At 65.0% G+C, this 15,300-nt stretch carries 17 protein-coding genes; 10 read left to right on the plus strand and 7 right to left on the minus strand.

Annotated elements, in window-relative coordinates:
- Positions 1-116: 116 nt before the first annotated feature.
- The 7 genes from ppsA (at position 117) to dnaB (ending at position 6,265) form a co-directional block, all read left to right on the plus strand.
- Positions 117-2,510, plus strand: coding sequence for a phosphoenolpyruvate synthase (gene ppsA / locus ACSFA5_RS08510; protein WP_435443579.1), 2,394 nt, complete (start codon positions 117-119; stop codon positions 2,508-2,510).
- A gap of 124 nt (positions 2,511-2,634) precedes the next feature.
- Positions 2,635-3,114 carry a hypothetical protein gene (locus ACSFA5_RS08515; protein ID WP_435443580.1) on the plus strand — a complete coding sequence of 160 codons (480 nt, stop codon included), beginning with the start codon at positions 2,635-2,637 and terminating at the stop codon, positions 3,112-3,114.
- A 116-nt stretch (positions 3,115-3,230) separates the two neighbouring features.
- Positions 3,231-3,605, plus strand: coding sequence for a 30S ribosomal protein S6 (rpsF, locus tag ACSFA5_RS08520; RefSeq protein WP_124458694.1), 375 nt, complete (start codon positions 3,231-3,233; stop codon positions 3,603-3,605).
- A gap of 4 nt (positions 3,606-3,609) precedes the next feature.
- Positions 3,610-3,924 carry a primosomal replication protein N gene (gene priB, locus ACSFA5_RS08525; protein WP_435443581.1) on the plus strand — a complete coding sequence of 105 codons (315 nt, stop codon included), beginning with the start codon at positions 3,610-3,612 and terminating at the stop codon, positions 3,922-3,924.
- Positions 3,925-3,942: 18 nt separating this feature from the next.
- Positions 3,943-4,224 carry a 30S ribosomal protein S18 gene (rpsR, locus tag ACSFA5_RS08530; RefSeq protein ID WP_007830781.1) on the plus strand — a complete coding sequence of 94 codons (282 nt, stop codon included), beginning with the start codon at positions 3,943-3,945 and terminating at the stop codon, positions 4,222-4,224.
- Positions 4,225-4,236: 12 nt separating this feature from the next.
- The gene (gene rplI / locus ACSFA5_RS08535) at positions 4,237-4,689 is read left to right on the plus strand and encodes a 50S ribosomal protein L9 (RefSeq protein WP_435443582.1); all 453 of its coding nucleotides are present in this window, start codon (positions 4,237-4,239) and stop codon (positions 4,687-4,689) included.
- Between the two features lie 169 nt (positions 4,690-4,858).
- Positions 4,859-6,265, plus strand: a complete 1,407-nt coding sequence (dnaB, locus tag ACSFA5_RS08540; RefSeq protein WP_435443583.1) for a replicative DNA helicase — start codon at positions 4,859-4,861, stop codon at positions 6,263-6,265.
- Positions 6,266-6,271: 6 nt separating this feature from the next.
- Here the strand turns inward: dnaB and ACSFA5_RS08545 are convergent, their stop codons facing one another.
- From ACSFA5_RS08545 to ACSFA5_RS08575, 7 genes are all read right to left on the minus strand, one after another.
- Positions 6,272-7,021, minus strand: coding sequence for a helix-turn-helix transcriptional regulator (locus ACSFA5_RS08545; protein ID WP_435443584.1), 750 nt, complete (start codon positions 7,019-7,021; stop codon positions 6,272-6,274).
- A gap of 46 nt (positions 7,022-7,067) precedes the next feature.
- A complete protein-coding gene (locus ACSFA5_RS08550; protein ID WP_435443585.1) occupies positions 7,068-7,517 on the minus strand; it encodes a GyrI-like domain-containing protein in 450 nt (149 codons plus the stop codon).
- Between the two features lie 12 nt (positions 7,518-7,529).
- Positions 7,530-7,979 carry an EVE domain-containing protein gene (locus ACSFA5_RS08555; RefSeq protein WP_435443586.1) on the minus strand — a complete coding sequence of 150 codons (450 nt, stop codon included), beginning with the start codon at positions 7,977-7,979 and terminating at the stop codon, positions 7,530-7,532.
- A gap of 6 nt (positions 7,980-7,985) precedes the next feature.
- Complete coding sequence (locus tag ACSFA5_RS08560) at positions 7,986-8,363, minus strand: VOC family protein (protein ID WP_435443587.1); 378 nt, start codon at positions 8,361-8,363, stop codon at positions 7,986-7,988.
- A gap of 152 nt (positions 8,364-8,515) precedes the next feature.
- Positions 8,516-10,303, minus strand: coding sequence for a PhoH family protein (locus tag ACSFA5_RS08565; protein WP_435443588.1), 1,788 nt, complete (start codon positions 10,301-10,303; stop codon positions 8,516-8,518).
- Between the two features lie 207 nt (positions 10,304-10,510).
- Positions 10,511-10,987, minus strand: a complete 477-nt coding sequence (locus ACSFA5_RS08570; protein ID WP_007830801.1) for a peroxiredoxin — start codon at positions 10,985-10,987, stop codon at positions 10,511-10,513.
- Between the two features lie 151 nt (positions 10,988-11,138).
- Entirely contained in the window at positions 11,139-11,522 is a 384-nt protein-coding gene (locus ACSFA5_RS08575) for an Mth938-like domain-containing protein (protein ID WP_435444083.1), read from the minus strand.
- Positions 11,523-11,658: 136 nt separating this feature from the next.
- On the opposite strand from ACSFA5_RS08575, the gene ACSFA5_RS08580 reads away from it, so the two are divergent.
- The 3 genes from ACSFA5_RS08580 to ACSFA5_RS08590 are packed head-to-tail and all read left to right on the plus strand — an operon-like array spanning position 11,659 to position 15,262.
- Positions 11,659-12,891, plus strand: coding sequence for a pyridoxal phosphate-dependent aminotransferase (locus ACSFA5_RS08580; RefSeq protein ID WP_435443589.1), 1,233 nt, complete (start codon positions 11,659-11,661; stop codon positions 12,889-12,891).
- Complete coding sequence (locus tag ACSFA5_RS08585; protein WP_435443590.1) at positions 12,888-13,916, plus strand: DUF1176 domain-containing protein; 1,029 nt, start codon at positions 12,888-12,890, stop codon at positions 13,914-13,916. Before ACSFA5_RS08580 ends, ACSFA5_RS08585 begins: the two co-directional genes overlap by 4 nt.
- A 23-nt stretch (positions 13,917-13,939) precedes the next feature.
- Positions 13,940-15,262, plus strand: coding sequence for a homoserine dehydrogenase (locus tag ACSFA5_RS08590; protein WP_435443591.1), 1,323 nt, complete (start codon positions 13,940-13,942; stop codon positions 15,260-15,262).
- Positions 15,263-15,300 lie beyond the last annotated feature (38 nt).

Consider the following 15,300-nt stretch of genomic DNA (forward strand, 5'->3'; position numbering starts at 1 on the left):
GCTTTCCCAATCCCCCCATTTCTTTCCATGCACACCGCGCCGGCACCCAAAGCAACGACAACGATCGTGCCGCGCCGTCTGCATGCGGCACCGGTTTCAACTTCTGGAGCTTCCCCATGTCTGCACTTTTCGACGCGACCGCCCTGGTCGTACCGTTTGAAAACCTGAGAATGACCGACGTCGAGGCGGTTGGCGGCAAGAACGCCAGCCTCGGCGAAATGATTTCGCAGCTGCCGCAGGGCGTGCGCGTGCCCACCGGTTTCGCGACCACGGCCCATGCATTTCGCCAGTTCCTGGCCCACGACGGCCTGGCCGACAAGATCAGCAAGCGCCTGGCCGCGCTCGACACCGAAGACGTGCGCGCGCTGGCCACGGCCGGCGCCGAGATTCGCGCCATGGTCGAAAACCAGCCCTTCCCCGAAGACCTGCAAAAAGCCATCGGCGATGCCTATGCCACGCTGAGCGCGGGCAACCCCGAGGCGTCGTTCGCCGTGCGTTCTTCCGCCACGGCCGAAGACCTGCCCGACGCTTCGTTCGCGGGCCAGCAGGAGACCTTCCTGAACGTGGTCGGCATCGAGGACGTGCTGCACAAGATGAAGGAGGTGTTCGCCTCCCTCTACAACGACCGTGCCATCAGCTACCGCGTGCACAAGGGCTTCGAGCATGACGTGGTCGCGCTGTCGGCCGGCGTGCAGCGCATGGTGCGCTCCGACCTCGGCGCTGCCGGTGTCATGTTCACCATCGACACCGAATCGGGCTTCGACCAGGTGGTGTTCATCACGTCGAGCTACGGCCTGGGCGAGACCGTGGTGCAGGGCGCCGTGAACCCCGACGAGTTCTACGTGCACAAGCCAACGCTGCGCGCAGGCAAGCGCGCCGTGATCCGCCGCAACCTGGGCTCCAAGCTGATTCAGATGGAGTTCGCCACGCCCGAAGAGAAGAAGGCCAGCGGCAAGCTGGTGAAGACCACCGACGTCAAGGCCGAGCAGCGCAACCGCTACTCGCTGAGCGACGCCGACGTGGAGCAACTGGCCAGGTACGCGCTGGTGATCGAGGAGCACTACGGCCGCGCGATGGACATCGAGTGGGGCAAGGACGGTACCGACGGCTTGCTCTACATCCTGCAGGCGCGCCCCGAAACGGTGAAGAGCCAGCAGCAGGGCAAGGCCGAGCAGCGCTACAAGCTGCTGGGCAAGGGCACCGTGCTGGCCGAAGGCCGCGCCATCGGCCAGAAGATCGGCACCGGCCCGGTCCGCCTGGTGCACAGCATCAGCGAAATGGACAAGGTGCAGGCTGGCGACGTGCTCGTCACCGACATGACCGACCCCAACTGGGAACCGGTGATGAAGCGCGCCGCCGCCATCGTCACCAACCGCGGCGGTCGCACCTGCCACGCGGCCATCATTGCGCGCGAGCTCGGCATTCCGGCCGTGGTCGGCTGCGGCGATGCAACCGACCTGCTGAAGGAAGGCACGCTGGTCACCGTGAGCTGCGCCGAAGGCGACACCGGCTTCATCTACGACGGTCTCCTCGAAACCGAAGTGACCGAAGTGCAGCGCGGCGTCATGCCCGAGGTGGATCTGAAGATCATGATGAACGTGGGCAATCCGCAGCTCGCCTTCGACTTCGCGCAGCTGCCGAACCATGGCGTGGGCCTGGCCCGCCTGGAGTTCATCATCAACAACAACATCGGCGTGCACCCGAAGGCGATCCTCGACTACCCGAACGTCGACAACGACCTGAAGAAGGCCGTGGAATCGGTGGCCCGCGGCCATGCCTCGCCGCGTGCGTTCTACGTCGACAAGGTGGCCGAAGGCATTGCGACCATTGCCGCCGCGTTCTGGCCCAAGCCGGTCATCGTGCGTCTGTCGGACTTCAAGTCGAACGAGTACCGCAAGCTCATCGGCGGCAGCCGCTACGAGCCCGAAGAAGAAAACCCGATGCTGGGCTTTCGCGGTGCCGCGCGCTACCTGAGCGCCGACTTCGGCGAGGCCTTCGCCATGGAGTGCGAAGCCTTGAAGCGCGTGCGCAACGACATGGGCCTGGTCAACGTGCAGATCATGGTGCCCTTCGTGCGCACCCTGGGCCAGGCCGAGCGCGTGACCACGCTGCTGGGTGAGCATGGCTTGAAGCGCGGCGAGAACGAGCTCAAGCTGATCATGATGTGCGAGGTGCCGAGCAACGCCATCCTGGCCGACGAGTTCCTGCAGTTCTTCGACGGCTTCTCGATCGGTTCGAACGACCTGACCCAGCTCACGCTGGGCCTGGACCGCGACTCCGGCCTCGAGTTGCTGGCGGCCGACTTCGACGAGCGCGATCCGGCGGTGAAAGCGCTGCTGAGCCAAGCCATCAAGGCCTGCAAGGCGCAGGGCAAGTACGTCGGCATCTGCGGCCAGGGCCCCAGCGACCACCCCGACTTCGCGCTGTGGCTGGCCGATGAGGGCATCGAATCGATCTCGCTGAACCCCGACAGCGTGATCGACACCTGGCAGCAGCTCGCCAAGCGCTGAAGCCACTGATGGCGGAAATCCCCATCGGGGGATTCCCGCTGTCGGCGGGCATTTTTGAAACAAAATGCGTAATTGATGCCAGACTGGTGAGACTCACGGGCGCATCCCGGAAGGGAAGACCACCATGATTCTTGTCAAGACGCCCGCCGGCCACCAGGCCCTGAAGGACCGCTCGGTCCCGTTGTCGCCGCGCCAGCGCTCGGCATTCATTCTTTTCGACGGCAAGCGCTCCCTCGACGACGTGTTGGCCGCCGGCATGGGCATCTCGCGCGAGGACATCGATCGGATGGTCGAACTCGGCGTGCTCGCGCCAGTGGGCGGGGTTGCCTCGGGGCCGTCCGATGCCGCGATCTACCCGGCGAGTCCCGTGGCCGCGCCAGCGACGGTGCCCGCCAGCACCGGGCGAAGCAACCAGCAGCGCTACAAGGACGCCTATCCCATCGCCACGCAGCTCACCGGGAGCCTGGGCCTGATGGGCTTCCGGCTGAACCTGCAGGTCGAGGGCACCGGGAGCTACGAGGACCTGGTCGCGCTGGCACCGAAGATCCGAGCGGCCGTCGGTCCCGAGAAGGCCGCCGCGCTTGACAAGGCGCTCAACGACTGAGCACCTTGCCGGTAGGCCGGATTCAGGGCTATAATCGTGGGCTTTCCCTTGCCACACTGCGCCAGACGCTGCGGGTGGCTTTTTTCTCTTCTTCGGAAGAATCCACAAGGAGTGCCATGCGTCACTACGAAATCATTTTGCTGATCCACCCGGATCAGAGCGAACAAGTTCCGGCAATGCTGGAGCGCTACAAGGGCCTGATCACGGCCGGCGGCGGCAAGATCCACCGCGTCGAAGACTGGGGCCGTCGTCAGCTGGCTTACCAGATCAACAAGCTCAACAAGGCCCACTACCTGTGCGTCAACATCGAAGCTGAGCAAACCGTGATGGGTGAACTCGAACACGCGTTCAAGTTCAACGACGCCGTGCTGCGTCACCTCACCGTTCAGAAGAAGAAGGCCGACACCGGTCCTTCGTCGATGATGAAGACGGTCGAGCGCGAAGAAGCCCGCAAGGCTCAGCAGGCCGAATACGCCGCCAACAACAACTGATGGTGTGAGTGCCGCCGCTGCGGCAACGGGGGTCAATCAGCTGTTGCTGACCGCCTCGGTTGCCGAAATCGGAGTCCTGCGATACACCCCAGCCGGCTTGCCCGCCATCGACCTGAAGCTCGAACACGAGTCGACGCTCCAGGAGGCAGGAAAGCCCAGGCAGGTGAAGGCGGCCCTCAAGGCCGTTGCCTTCGGCGCCATCGCCGAACGGCTCGCAAGGCAGTCGATGGGAAGTCTCTGGCGTTTTCAGGGGTTTCTCGCGACACCGGGCAACGGCAAGCATCCGGTCCTGCATGTGCAGGACTTCCAGCAAGATTAATTTTTCGAGAGGTCCATCATGGCCACGTTCAAGAAATTCAACAAAGACAAGCGCCCCAAGCGCAACACCCAGTCGCTGCTGTTCAAGCGCAAGCGCTTCTGCCGCTTCACCGTCGCTGGCGTCGAAGAAATCGACTACAAGGACATCGACACGCTGCGTGACTTCATCAGCGAAAACGGCAAGATCATTCCCGCACGCCTGACCGGCACCCGCGCGATCTACCAACGCCAGCTGAACACCGCCATCAAGCGCGCGCGCTTCCTGGCCATGGTGCCGTACAGCGACCAGCACCGCGTCTAAGGAGTCGAGACCATGCAAATCATTCTTCTTGACAAGGTTGTCAACGTCGGTGCCCTGGGCGATATCGTCAAGGTCAAGGACGGCTACGCACGCAACTTCCTGATCCCGACGGGCCTGGCCCGCCGCGCGACCGCCTCCAACAAGGCCGAATTCGAAGCCAAGCGCGCCGAACTCGAAAAGGCTGCGGCCGCCAAGCTGGCCGAGTCGCAAGCCCAAGGCGAAAAGCTCGGTGGCACGACCATCAAGCTGACGCAAAAGGCCGGCGTCGACGGCCGCCTGTTCGGTTCGGTCACCAACGGCGACATCGCCGAAGAGCTGAACAAGCAAGGCTACAAGGTTCTGAAGGCGCAAGTGCGCCTGCCCAACGGCCCGATCAAGGTCGTTGGCGACAGCACCGTGAGCGTTTCGCTGCACACCGACGTGGTGGTCGAAATCAACGTGACGGTCTACGGCGAAACCGCCTGATCGTTCACAGCGCCTGAGCGCTGCAGCAAAAGCCGCCTTCGGGCGGCTTTTCTTTTTGTGCGTCGCAGTTGTCCAGTCGATTGCACCGGAAGATCACCGTTTATTCACAACCTTGTCCACACACGCGGGTGCGTGCGCGGCTTAGCATGCAGGGTTGCAAGGGAAGTCCATGTCCGCCGTTTTTTCCTATGCCGACAATGACCCGTCGGCCGATCGCCAAGTTGCCAAGCTGCGCATTCCGCCGCACTCCATCGAGGCCGAATCGAGCGTGCTCGGTGGCCTGCTGCTCGACAACGGCGCCTGGGACCGCATGGGCGACCTGCTGGTCGACGGCGACTTCTACCGCCACGAACACAAGCTGATCTACGCCGCCGTCGGCGGGCTGATCAATGCCAGCAAGCCGGCCGACGTGATCACCGTCTACGAGCAGTTGCAGAACATCGGCAAGGCCGACGAGATCGGCGGGCTGGTCTACCTGAATTCGCTGGCGCAGTACGTACCGAGCGCGAGCAACATCCGGCGCTATGCGGAGATCGTGCGCGAGCGTTCTATCCTGCGCAAGCTCGTCTCCGCCGCCGACGAGATCGCCACCAACGCGTTCAACCCGCAGGGCAAGGCGGTCGACAAGATCCTGGACGAAGCCGAGCAGAAGATCTTCAACATCGGCGAAGAAGGCACGCGGATGAAGCAGGGCTTCCAGAGCATGGATGCGCTGGTGGTCGAGTTGCTCGACCGCGTCACGGAAATGGCCGAGAACCCGAACGACATCACGGGCGTTCGCACCGGCTTTCACGACTTCGACAAGATGACCTCGGGCCTGCAGCCGGGCGACATGATCGTACTGGCCGCGCGTCCGTCGATGGGGAAGACCTCGCTCGCGATCAACATCGCCGAGCACGTGGCCCTCGAGGAGGGACTGCCGGTGGCGGTGTTCTCGATGGAAATGGGCGCCTCGCAGCTCGCGGTGCGTATCGTGGGCTCGATCGGGCGCATCGACCAGGGCCACCTGCGCACCGGCAAGCTCAGCGACGAAGAGTGGCCGCGCCTGACCGAAGCCATCGAGAAGCTGCGCACCGTGTCGCTGCACATCGACGAGACGCCGGGCCTGTCGACCAGCGAGCTGCGCGCCAACGCGCGCCGGCTTGCGCGCCAGTACGGGCGCCTCGGCCTGATCGTGGTCGACTACCTGCAGCTCATGTCGACCAGCAGTTCGGGCGACGAGAACCGCGCCACGGCCGTGGGCGAAATCTCGCGTGGGCTGAAGATGCTGGCCAAGGAACTGAAGTGCCCGGTGATCGCGCTGTCGCAGCTCAGCCGCGGCGTGGAAAGCCGCACCGACAAGCGTCCCATGATGAGCGACCTGCGCGAATCCGGCGCCATCGAGCAGGACGCGGACATCATCATGTTCATCTACCGCGACGACTACTACAACAAGGAGTCGAAGGAGCCGGGCGTGGCCGAGGTGATCATCAGCAAGCACCGCAACGGCCCGACCGGCACCATCAAGCTGGCCTTTCTCAAGCCGATCACCAAGTTCGAAAACCTGGTCGGCTACAGCAACAACGACCAGTACTGAGCTTGCTCAGCCGGCGCTGCTGCCCGACCACGGCGGCGCGCCCGGCGGTTTGAGCGGCACGATCTTTCCCTGCGAGGTTTCTGCCTTCAACTGGCGCAGCATGTCGGGCAGCGTCTTGCCCGGTTCGTCGCGAAAGCGCTCGGGCAGCACGTCGATCGCATCCATGCGGTCCACGCGAAAGCCGCGAAAGTCGTTTCGCAATTCGCACCAGGTCGACAGCGTCCACACCTTGCCCCAGTAGAAGCAGCCGAGCGGTCGCACGGTGCGCTCGCTGGCATCGCCCGACACATCGCGGTAATGCAGCCGCAGCTTGTTGTGCGACTGCACGGCCTCGCGCAGCGTCTGAAGCCGCGCACGCAGGGCGTCGTCCAGGCCCATGGCTGGCGCGTAGAGCGCCAGCGCCTCCGCGGAGACACGCGCGGCCGGCGGCAGCACCGACAGGATCTTGCCCAGCCCGCTCTCGATGTCGCGCGCCAGCGCCGGATCGACCCAGCTCTGTGCAAGCCGCGCCGCGGCCACGAGCGCCGAGGCCTCGTCCTGCGTGAACATCAACGGCGGCAGTTCGAAGCCCGCGCCGAGCCGGTAGCCCACGCCGGCTTCGCCCTCGATCGGCACACCCTGGTGCTGCAGGTCGGCCACGTCGCGGTACACGGTGCGCTCGGACACCTCCAGGCGCTGCGCCAGGAAGGCGGCCGTCGTGAGTCGGCGGCCGCGGATGAGCTGCACGAGCTGGAAGAGGCGATCGGCGCGGCGCATCAGCGTGGGCCCGTGAATTCCAGATTGCCGTCGGTCTTCTCGATGCTCATGAAACTCCGATGTGGATCGCGACCTTGTCCGGTCCTTCGTAGGCTTCGAAGTCGCTGCGGTAGCTGCGCGCGACGTCCGGGTGCGTCTCGAAATAGTGCCAGATGCGCTGCCAGGTGGCGATCACCATGTGCGGCATTTCGCCCTGGCCGGTGAACACGAGGTAGTCGCCGGCCTCGACAGCCACGCTGTTCGCACCGTCTGAAACAGCGACGCCCGCCGTGACGTCGAACGCGCCCTGCGCGTCCGATTCGTAGGCCGAGTAGACGCTGAAGATCCGGGTGTCACTGGTGCGGTGCGGCGTCGATGCGTAGGTCTGCTCGCCGAAGAAGCGCCGCCACAGCGCCGCGATGCGGGCTGTAGCCGGGTCGCTTTCCTCTTGGTTGGTGGTGCGCACCGTGATGCCTGCAACCTGGAAGGCGTCGTGGTGTTGGCGGGTAGGTTCCATCTTTTCTCTTTCTCACAGTGCGAGCATCTTCAGGTCGGCCTTCATGGCCTCGGCGATCCGTTGCATGTCGGCATCGGTGATGTCGAACATGCCGAAGCGAAACTTGTAGCCCCATTGCTTCGGGTTTTCGATGAACGCGAGGCGTTCGATCAGCGGCGCGATGGGCGCTTCGTGCGACGCCGCATAGGCCACGTCGCGGCGCCACGGCACGAAGCCGTTGCCCACGTCGAATTCGTACGGCATGCCGGGCTGCACGATGCCGATCGACACGAAGCTCTGCAGCTTGTCCGTGCCGCTGAACACCGTGGCCGGCGAATAGTAGGCCACGCGGTCGCCCGCTGAAAGCCGCCTGAGCGGTGCCTGCTTGCCGTGGCCGACCTGCATGAAGCCCAGCGGGCGGTGGTCGCGGCCGCGCCGCGCATGCTCGGCGCTGGCCACGGCGATCCAGTTGCGTTGCGCCATGGCCGCTCAGTCCAGCGCGTGCAGGCCGACTTCGTTGCCTTCGGTGTCGCGCATGTGGGCGATGAAGCCCATGCCCGGCGGCAATGCGGACTTGGGCGCCACGATGTGACCGCCGGCCGCCTCGACGCGCGCGAGCACCGCGTCGATGCTGGGCATGCAGTCCAGGTAGATGCGGATGCTGCTGCCGGCGCGTGCGGTGGCGCTGGCGCCGGCCTGCAGGGCGCCGCCGGTGGCGGGCCTCTCATAGGGAAACACAGCCAGCGCGTCCCCGCCCATGTTTTCGCGACGCAGCTTGCGGGCCAGCACGGTTTCATAGAAGGCCTGGGCGCGGTCGAGGTCGGCAACGGGAATCTCGAACCAGCTGATGGCGTTTTGTTGTTGCATGAAGGGCTCTCTTTCGTGTCTGTTGAAGGAGTCCCCATGGTGCGATCCGCCTCCTGACAACGTCTTGTCAGTAGCCTGTCGCCGCAGACGAAAAAAAGCCCGCGCCGCTCCGGGGAGCGTGCGCGGGCCTTGTCGGCCTCGAGGCAAGCGGCTTAGAGCACGTCGCTCGCGAAGTCGGCCAGGCGAGAGCGTTCGCCGCGCGCCAGCGTGATGTGCCCGCCGTGCGGCCAGCCCTTGAACTTGTCGACCGCGAAGGTCAGGCCCGAGGAACCTTCCGTGAGGTACGGCGTGTCGATCTGCGCCAGGTTGCCCATGCAGATGATCTTGGTGCCCGGGCCAGCGCGCGTGATCAGCGTCTTCATCTGCTTGGGCGTCAGGTTCTGCGCCTCGTCGATGATCACGTACTTGTTCAGGAAGGTGCGCCCGCGCATGAAGTTCATGCTCTTGACCTTGATGCGGCTGCGGATCAGCTCGTTGGTGGCCGCACGGCCCCATTCGCCGGCACCGCCGCCGTCGCCCTTGGCCAGGAACTCGAGGTTGTCGTCGAGCGCGCCCATCCAGGGGCCCATCTTTTCTTCTTCGGTACCGGGCAGGAAACCGATGTCCTCGCCCACGCTCACGGTCGCGCGGGTCATGATGATCTCGGTGTAGCGGCGGTCGTCCAGCACCTGCGTGAGGCCGGAAGCCAGCGCCATCAGCGTCTTGCCGGTGCCGGCCGTGCCGGTGAGCGTGACGAAGTCGATGTCCGGGTCCATGAGCAGGTTCATCGCGAAGTTCTGCTCGCGGTTGCGCGTGTTCACGCCCCACACCGCGTTCTTGGCCGAGCTGTAGTCCTTGAGCGTCTTGAGCACCGCGGTCTTGTCGCGGATCTCGGTGACGCGCGCGTACATGCTCGGTTCACCCGGCGCCTCGAAGAAGACGAACTGGTTGATGTACAGGTTGGGCACGATCGGACCGCTGATGCGGTAGAACGTGTTGATGCCGCTCTGCCAGCTTTCGACCGTCTTGCTCTGGCGCGTCCAGAAGTCGGACGGCAGGGCGAGCGAACCGGCGTAGAGCAGGTCGCCGTCTTCCAGCGTCTTGTCGTTCTGGTAATCGTCGGCGGCCAGGCCCAGTGCGCGCGCCTTGACGCGCATGTTGATGTCCTTGGACACCAGCACCACTTCCTGCTTCGGCTTGCCTGGGCGTTCCTTGGCGTACTCGTCGCGCAGCGCGTGCACCACGCCGAGGATCTGGTTGTCGGCCTTGCCCTGGGGCAGGCTGATCGGCAGCGAGTAGTCGAGCGGGGCGGTCTGGAAGAACAGCCGTCCGCCCGCTTCGCGGTGGCCGGTGGTGTCGAGCTTCAGGCCCTTGTCGATGTCCGCGTCCTGCGCACCGGCCAGCGCGTCGAGCGTGCGGCTGGTCTGGCGACCGTTGCGCGCGACCTCGGTGGTGCCTTTCTTGTGGCCGTCGAGCTCTTCCAGCACGATCATCGGCAGGAAGATGTCGTGCTCCTCGAAGCGGAACAGGCACATCGGGTCGTGCAGCAGCACGTTGGTGTCGAGCACGAACAGCTTGGCAGGACCGGTGGATTTGCTGCGCTTGGGGCGTGCCGGGCCTTGCGGTGCCGCGGCGGGCGCTTGGACCGCGGGCGCCGCCGTGGGGACTTTGGTCTCGACCTGGATGGCGGCGGGCGGCTGCTGCGGCGCGGTGACGGGCACGGGCGCGGAGACCGGTTTCGATTTGGCGCGACGGGGAGGGCGTGCGGTTTCGCTGCTGCCGCCGCCTTCGGTGCCGAGGTTGTCGAACAGCTCCAGCGGCTGCGGTCCGCTCTGCGCGGAGGCTTCGGCGCGCGAATCGCCGGCGCGGCGCGAACCCCTGTGCGAGGGCCGTGCGGGCGCGTCGATCGCGTCCGGCGAGAGCAATGCAGCGCGTTTCGTGGGGGCGGGAGGCAATGGCATGGGTCAGGTCGCTCGCAGAAAGTGGGAACCAGAAAACGAAAAAGCCGCCTGTTGGCCAAGGCGGCTTTGTTCGGGGGATGCGGTCGTGGAGCTCAACGGCATGAAGCCATTATGCACACCCCGGATGACGCGCCGCAGGCTCTTTACGCGCCGCGTGGGGCATTCCCCACGTCGCGGCGCAAAACCTGCCGGCGCCCGGTGCAATGCTCAGGCAGCCTTCTTGAGGGCCTTGACGGCCTTGAGCACGTCGTCCACATGGCCCGGGACCTTGAGTCCGCGCCATTCGGCCTTCAGGATGCCATCCGCGCCGATCAGGAAGGTGCTGCGCTCGATGCCCTTGACCTTCTTGCCGTACATGATCTTGTTCTTGACCACGCCGAACATGTGGCACATTTTTTCTTCGGTGTCGGCGATGAGTTCGAACGGGAGTTCGAGCTTCGCCTTGAACTCGTCGTGCGACTTCATGTTGTCGCGCGACACGCCGAAGACCGTGGCGCCTGCCTTTTCGAAGTCCTTGTAGCGATCGCGGAATTGCATCGCTTCGGTCGTGCAACCCGGAGTGTTATCTTTCGGGTAGAAGTACATGACCAGCACGTGGCCGAGATGCGAAGTATTCGAGACCTTGAGGCCGCCCGTGGCGTTGGCGTCGAATTCAGGAATGGGTTTGTTGACAACGATCGCCATGAAACTTGTTTTCTCCGTTAGATTCAGCTCTCCGAGCCCTCTCGCACCGTTTTCAGACGGGGCTTGCTCGAAGAATGAAGGATTGGTCGTTGCTAACTTTGGGGTAGCGGGCCTGTTCGCAACCTAGTATTTTACCCCGAAAACGCCTGCCTCAGCCAACGGCCGGACTCTCGACGAGCAGAGCGGCAATCACATGCCTGCCTTCGCCGGCCAGGATGTTGTAGGTTCGGCAGGCTGCCGCGGTGTCCATGGTCTCCACGCCGGTGCGTTGCGCCATCAGGGGCTGCAGCCAGGAAGGCTGGGGAAAGCGGATGCGGTTTCCGCTGCCGAAGATGATCAACTCGGCACCCAGCGACGCCAGCTGCGCGAAATGTTCGGCACCGAGCTGGTCGAAGCTCGAACAATTCCATTCGAATCGTTCGCCGCGCGAGCCGACCACCACGCTGCCCTCGACTTTTTCATTGTTGATGGCCACCCAGCCGGGGCCGTGTGCGGTGAGGGATTGGGCGTCGGATTTGTCGGGCTGGAGCTTCATCGGTGCACTGGGAACTGTGGTCAAATTATAGGTTTTCCCCAGCGTCACGAGGCCCGCAAGGGCTTTTTTCGGAGCCAGCCCGCCGGGACTGCAACTCCGAGCAAGCAACCCGTTAACCCGCGCCCGGGAGGGCCCTTTGAAGCAGCTCAAGAAATCGGCCAAGCTGGCCAACGTTCTCTACGATATCCGCGGCCCCATCATGGACGCCGCCAAGCAGATGGAAGAGGACGGCCAGAAGATCATCAAGCTCAACATCGGCAATCTGGCCGTGTTCGGCTTCGATGCCCCCGAGGAAATCCAGCAGGACATGATCCGCAACCTGCCGAATTCGGCAGGTTACTCCGACAGCAAGGGGGTCTTCGCCGCGCGCAAGGCGGTGATGCACGAGACGCAGAAACAGGGCATCACGGGGGTCACCCTCGACGACATCTACCTGGGCAACGGCGCCAGCGAGCTGATCGCCATGTCCACCAACGCGCTGCTCGACGACGGCGACGAGCTGCTGCTGCCGGCCCCCGACTACCCGCTGTGGACGGCTTCCACGAGCCTGTCGGGTGGCACCCCGGTGCACTACCTGTGCGACGAGGCCAACGGCTGGATGCCCAACCTGGACGACATCCGGGCCAAGATCACGCCGCGCACCAAGGGCATCGTGGTCATCAACCCGAACAACCCGACCGGCGCGCTGTATTCCGACGCGCTGCTCAAGAACATCGTGGCCATCGCGCGCGAGCACGGCTTGGTGATCTTCGCCGACGAGGTCTACGACAAGGTGCTGTACGACGGCGTCAAGCACACCGCCATCGCCAGCCTGTCGAGCGACGTGCTCACTCTGACCTTCAATTCGCTCTCCAAGAGCTACCGTTCCTGCGGCTACCGCGCCGGCTGGCTCGTGGTGTCGGGCGACAAGCGCGGTGCGCAGGACTACATCGAGGGCCTGAACATGCTCTCGAACATGCGCCTGTGCGCCAACGTGCCGGGTCAGTGGGCCATCCAGACAGCGCTGGGCGGCTACCAGAGCATCAACGACCTGGTGTGCGACGGCGGGCGCCTGCGCCGCCAGCGCGACCTGGCCTACGAACTCATCACAGCCATTCCGGGCGTGAGCTGCGTCAAGCCCAGCGCCGCGCTCTACATGTTTCCCAGGCTCGACCCCGAGGTCTACCCGATCGAGGACGATCGCCAGTTCTTCCTCGAGCTGCTGAAGGAAACCCGCGTGATGCTGGTGCAGGGCACCGGCTTCAACTGGGCCACCCCCGACCACTTCCGCATCGTGTTCCTGCCCCACGAGGACGATCTGCGCGAGGCCATCAACCGCATCGCGAAGTTCCTGGAGCAGTACCGCGCGCGCCGCAAGACGGGCTCATGAGATCCGCCTGCGTCGCTGCCGCCTTGTCGCTCGCAGCCTTGTCTGCAGCCGCCGCCGACACGGCGCCCGTTTCCTTTTCGCACAACGACTGGGAGCTGGGCTGCGACAACACGCGCACCTGCCGCGCCGCCGGCTATCAGCCGGACAGCGGTGAGGGAAAGCCGGTGTCGATGCTCATCACCCGCAAGGCCGGCCCCGGCACCACGCTCGACATCGAGCTGCAGACCGGCGGCGAAGACGAAGTCAAGGGCGCGTTGCGCTTCAAGGTCGGCAAGGCCACCGTGTCCGGTTTGCAGGGCAGTCCTGCCAGCCTCGACGACAGCCAGGTCCGCACCGTCCTGCCGGAACTTCTGAAGAGCGACGACGCCACGCTCACCGCCGGCGGCAACCGGAAATGGACACTGTCCCTTGCCGGCCTCAACGCCGTGCTGCTGAAGATGGACGAGGCCCAGGGCCGCGTCGGCACGCCGGGCGCGCTGGTGCGCCGCGGCAGCAAGCCCGAATCGTCCGTGCTTGCAGCGGTGCCGGTGCCGGTCGTGAACGTGGTGCGGCCCCCCAAGGCGCGCCCCGGCGACGACGCTCTGGCCGCGCGCATCTTCCCGACGCTGAAGCTCGGCGACATCAAGGAACAGTGCAACAACAGCGACGACGTCAACGCCAAGTCGCTGCAAGTCCACCGCCTCACCGACAGCAAGCTGCTGCTGTCCCTGGGCTGCGGCATGGGGGCGTACAACTATTCGAGCCTGCTCTGGCTCGCCAACGACAAGCCGCCCTATGCGCCGGCAGCCCTCGAGGCCAACGGCGATTTCGACGACAAGGACGCCAGCGTCACTTCCTCCATGAAGGGCCGCGGCGTGGGCGACTGCTGGTCGAGCGAGACCTGGCACTTCGACGGCCGCGACTTCGTTCGCACCGGTGCAACGGGCGACGGCATGTGCCGTGGCTTTGCCGGTGGCGCCTGGAGCCTGCCGCGCTACGTCAGCCGCATCGTGGGCGCACCGTCCACCACCCCATCCAAACCATGAACGCCCTGAACGCGACTTTTCCAATGAAACCCATCCAAGTAGGCCTGCTCGGCGCAGGCACGGTCGGCAGCGGCACCTTCAAGGTGCTCCAGCGCAACCAGGAAGAAATCAAGCGCCGCGCCGGCCGCGGCATCGAGATCACCATGGTGGCCGACCTCGACACCGCCCGCGCCCGCGAAGTGGCCGGCGAAGGTGTCAAGGTGGTCGCCGATGCACGCGAAGTCATTGCCAACCCCGACATCGACATCGTCATCGAACTCATCGGTGGCTACGGCATTGCCAAGCAGCTCGTGCTCGAAGCCATTGCGGCCGGTAAGCACGTGGTCACGGCCAACAAGGCGCTGCTCGCGGTGCACGGCACCGAGATCTTCGCGGCCGCGCACGCCAAGGGCGTGATGGTGGCCTTCGAGGCCGCGGTGGCCGGCGGCATCCCGATCATCAAGGCGCTGCGCGAAGGCCTCACGGCCAACAGCATCCAGTGGCTGGCCGGCATCATCAACGGCACCACCAACTTCATCCTGTCCGAGATGCGCGACAAGGGCCTGGACTTCGCGACCGTGCTAAAGGAAGCGCAACGCCTGGGCTACGCCGAAGCCGACCCGACCTTCGACATCGAAGGCGTCGACGCCGGCCACAAGGTCACGCTGATGAGCGCCATCGCCTTCGGCATTCCGGTGCAGTTCGACAAGGCCCACATCGAGGGCATCACCAAGCTCGCCGCGCAGGACATCAGGTACGCCGAACAGCTCGGCTACCGCATCAAGCTGCTGGGCATCACCAAGCGCACCGCCCAGGGGATCGAGCTGCGCGTGCATCCGTCGCTGGTGCCGTCCAAGCGCCTGCTGGCCAACGTCGAAGGTGCGATGAACGCGGTGGTGGTGCACGGCGACGCCGTCGGCACCACGCTGTACTACGGCAAGGGCGCAGGCAGCGAGCCCACCGCCAGCGCCGTGATTGCCGACCTGGTCGACATCACCCGCCTGCACACGGCCGACGCCGCGCACCGCGTGCCGCACCTGGCCTTCCACCCCGACGCCATGAGCGACCTGAAGGTGCTGCCGATGACCGAGGTGGTCACCAGCTACTACCTGCGCCTGCGCGTGGCCGACCAGGCCGGCGTGCTCGCCAAGGTGACGGGCCTGCTGGCCACCGCCGGCATCAGCATCGACGCCGTGCTGCAGCGCGAAGCCGACGAAGTGGGCGGCGAAGGCTCCACGCAGACCGACCTCATCATCCTCACGCACGATGCGCGCGAAGGCACCGTCAACGACGTGCTGGCCGAGCTGCAGGCGCTGCCCACGGTGCTGGAGCCCATCGTTCGCATCCGCAAGGAAGAGCTGTCCTGAGGGGCAGCTTGCCAACTTCACCCATCGAGCATTGAACC

This window comes from Variovorax monticola (assembly GCF_051216855.1).
In the GTDB taxonomy this organism is placed as follows: Bacteria; Pseudomonadota; Gammaproteobacteria; order Burkholderiales; family Burkholderiaceae_C; genus Variovorax.

Bases quoted from the DNA above. Each gene is read 5' to 3' on its own strand.
- ACSFA5_RS08565 (WP_435443588.1), bottom strand. From the start codon at position 10,303: ATGCCATTGCCTCCCGCCCCCACGAAACGCGCTGCATTGCTCTCGCCG.
- ACSFA5_RS08585 (WP_435443590.1), top strand. From the start codon at position 12,888: ATGAGATCCGCCTGCGTCGCTGCCGCCTTGTCGCTCGCAGCCTTGTCT.
- rpsF (WP_124458694.1), top strand. From the start codon at position 3,231: ATGCGTCACTACGAAATCATTTTGCTGATCCACCCGGATCAGAGCGAA.
- ACSFA5_RS08575 (WP_435444083.1), bottom strand. From the start codon at position 11,522: ATGAAGCTCCAGCCCGACAAATCCGACGCCCAATCCCTCACCGCACAC.
- ACSFA5_RS08550 (WP_435443585.1), bottom strand. From the start codon at position 7,517: ATGGAACCTACCCGCCAACACCACGACGCCTTCCAGGTTGCAGGCATC.
- ACSFA5_RS08560 (WP_435443587.1), bottom strand. From the start codon at position 8,363: ATGCAACAACAAAACGCCATCAGCTGGTTCGAGATTCCCGTTGCCGAC.
- rpsR (WP_007830781.1), top strand. From the start codon at position 3,943: ATGGCCACGTTCAAGAAATTCAACAAAGACAAGCGCCCCAAGCGCAAC.
- rplI (WP_435443582.1), top strand. From the start codon at position 4,237: ATGCAAATCATTCTTCTTGACAAGGTTGTCAACGTCGGTGCCCTGGGC.
- ACSFA5_RS08590 (WP_435443591.1), top strand. From the start codon at position 13,940: ATGAAACCCATCCAAGTAGGCCTGCTCGGCGCAGGCACGGTCGGCAGC.
- ppsA (WP_435443579.1), top strand. From the start codon at position 117: ATGTCTGCACTTTTCGACGCGACCGCCCTGGTCGTACCGTTTGAAAAC.
- ACSFA5_RS08555 (WP_435443586.1), bottom strand. From the start codon at position 7,979: ATGGCGCAACGCAACTGGATCGCCGTGGCCAGCGCCGAGCATGCGCGG.
- ACSFA5_RS08515 (WP_435443580.1), top strand. From the start codon at position 2,635: ATGATTCTTGTCAAGACGCCCGCCGGCCACCAGGCCCTGAAGGACCGC.
- dnaB (WP_435443583.1), top strand. From the start codon at position 4,859: ATGTCCGCCGTTTTTTCCTATGCCGACAATGACCCGTCGGCCGATCGC.
- ACSFA5_RS08570 (WP_007830801.1), bottom strand. From the start codon at position 10,987: ATGGCGATCGTTGTCAACAAACCCATTCCTGAATTCGACGCCAACGCC.
- ACSFA5_RS08545 (WP_435443584.1), bottom strand. From the start codon at position 7,021: ATGCGCCGCGCCGATCGCCTCTTCCAGCTCGTGCAGCTCATCCGCGGC.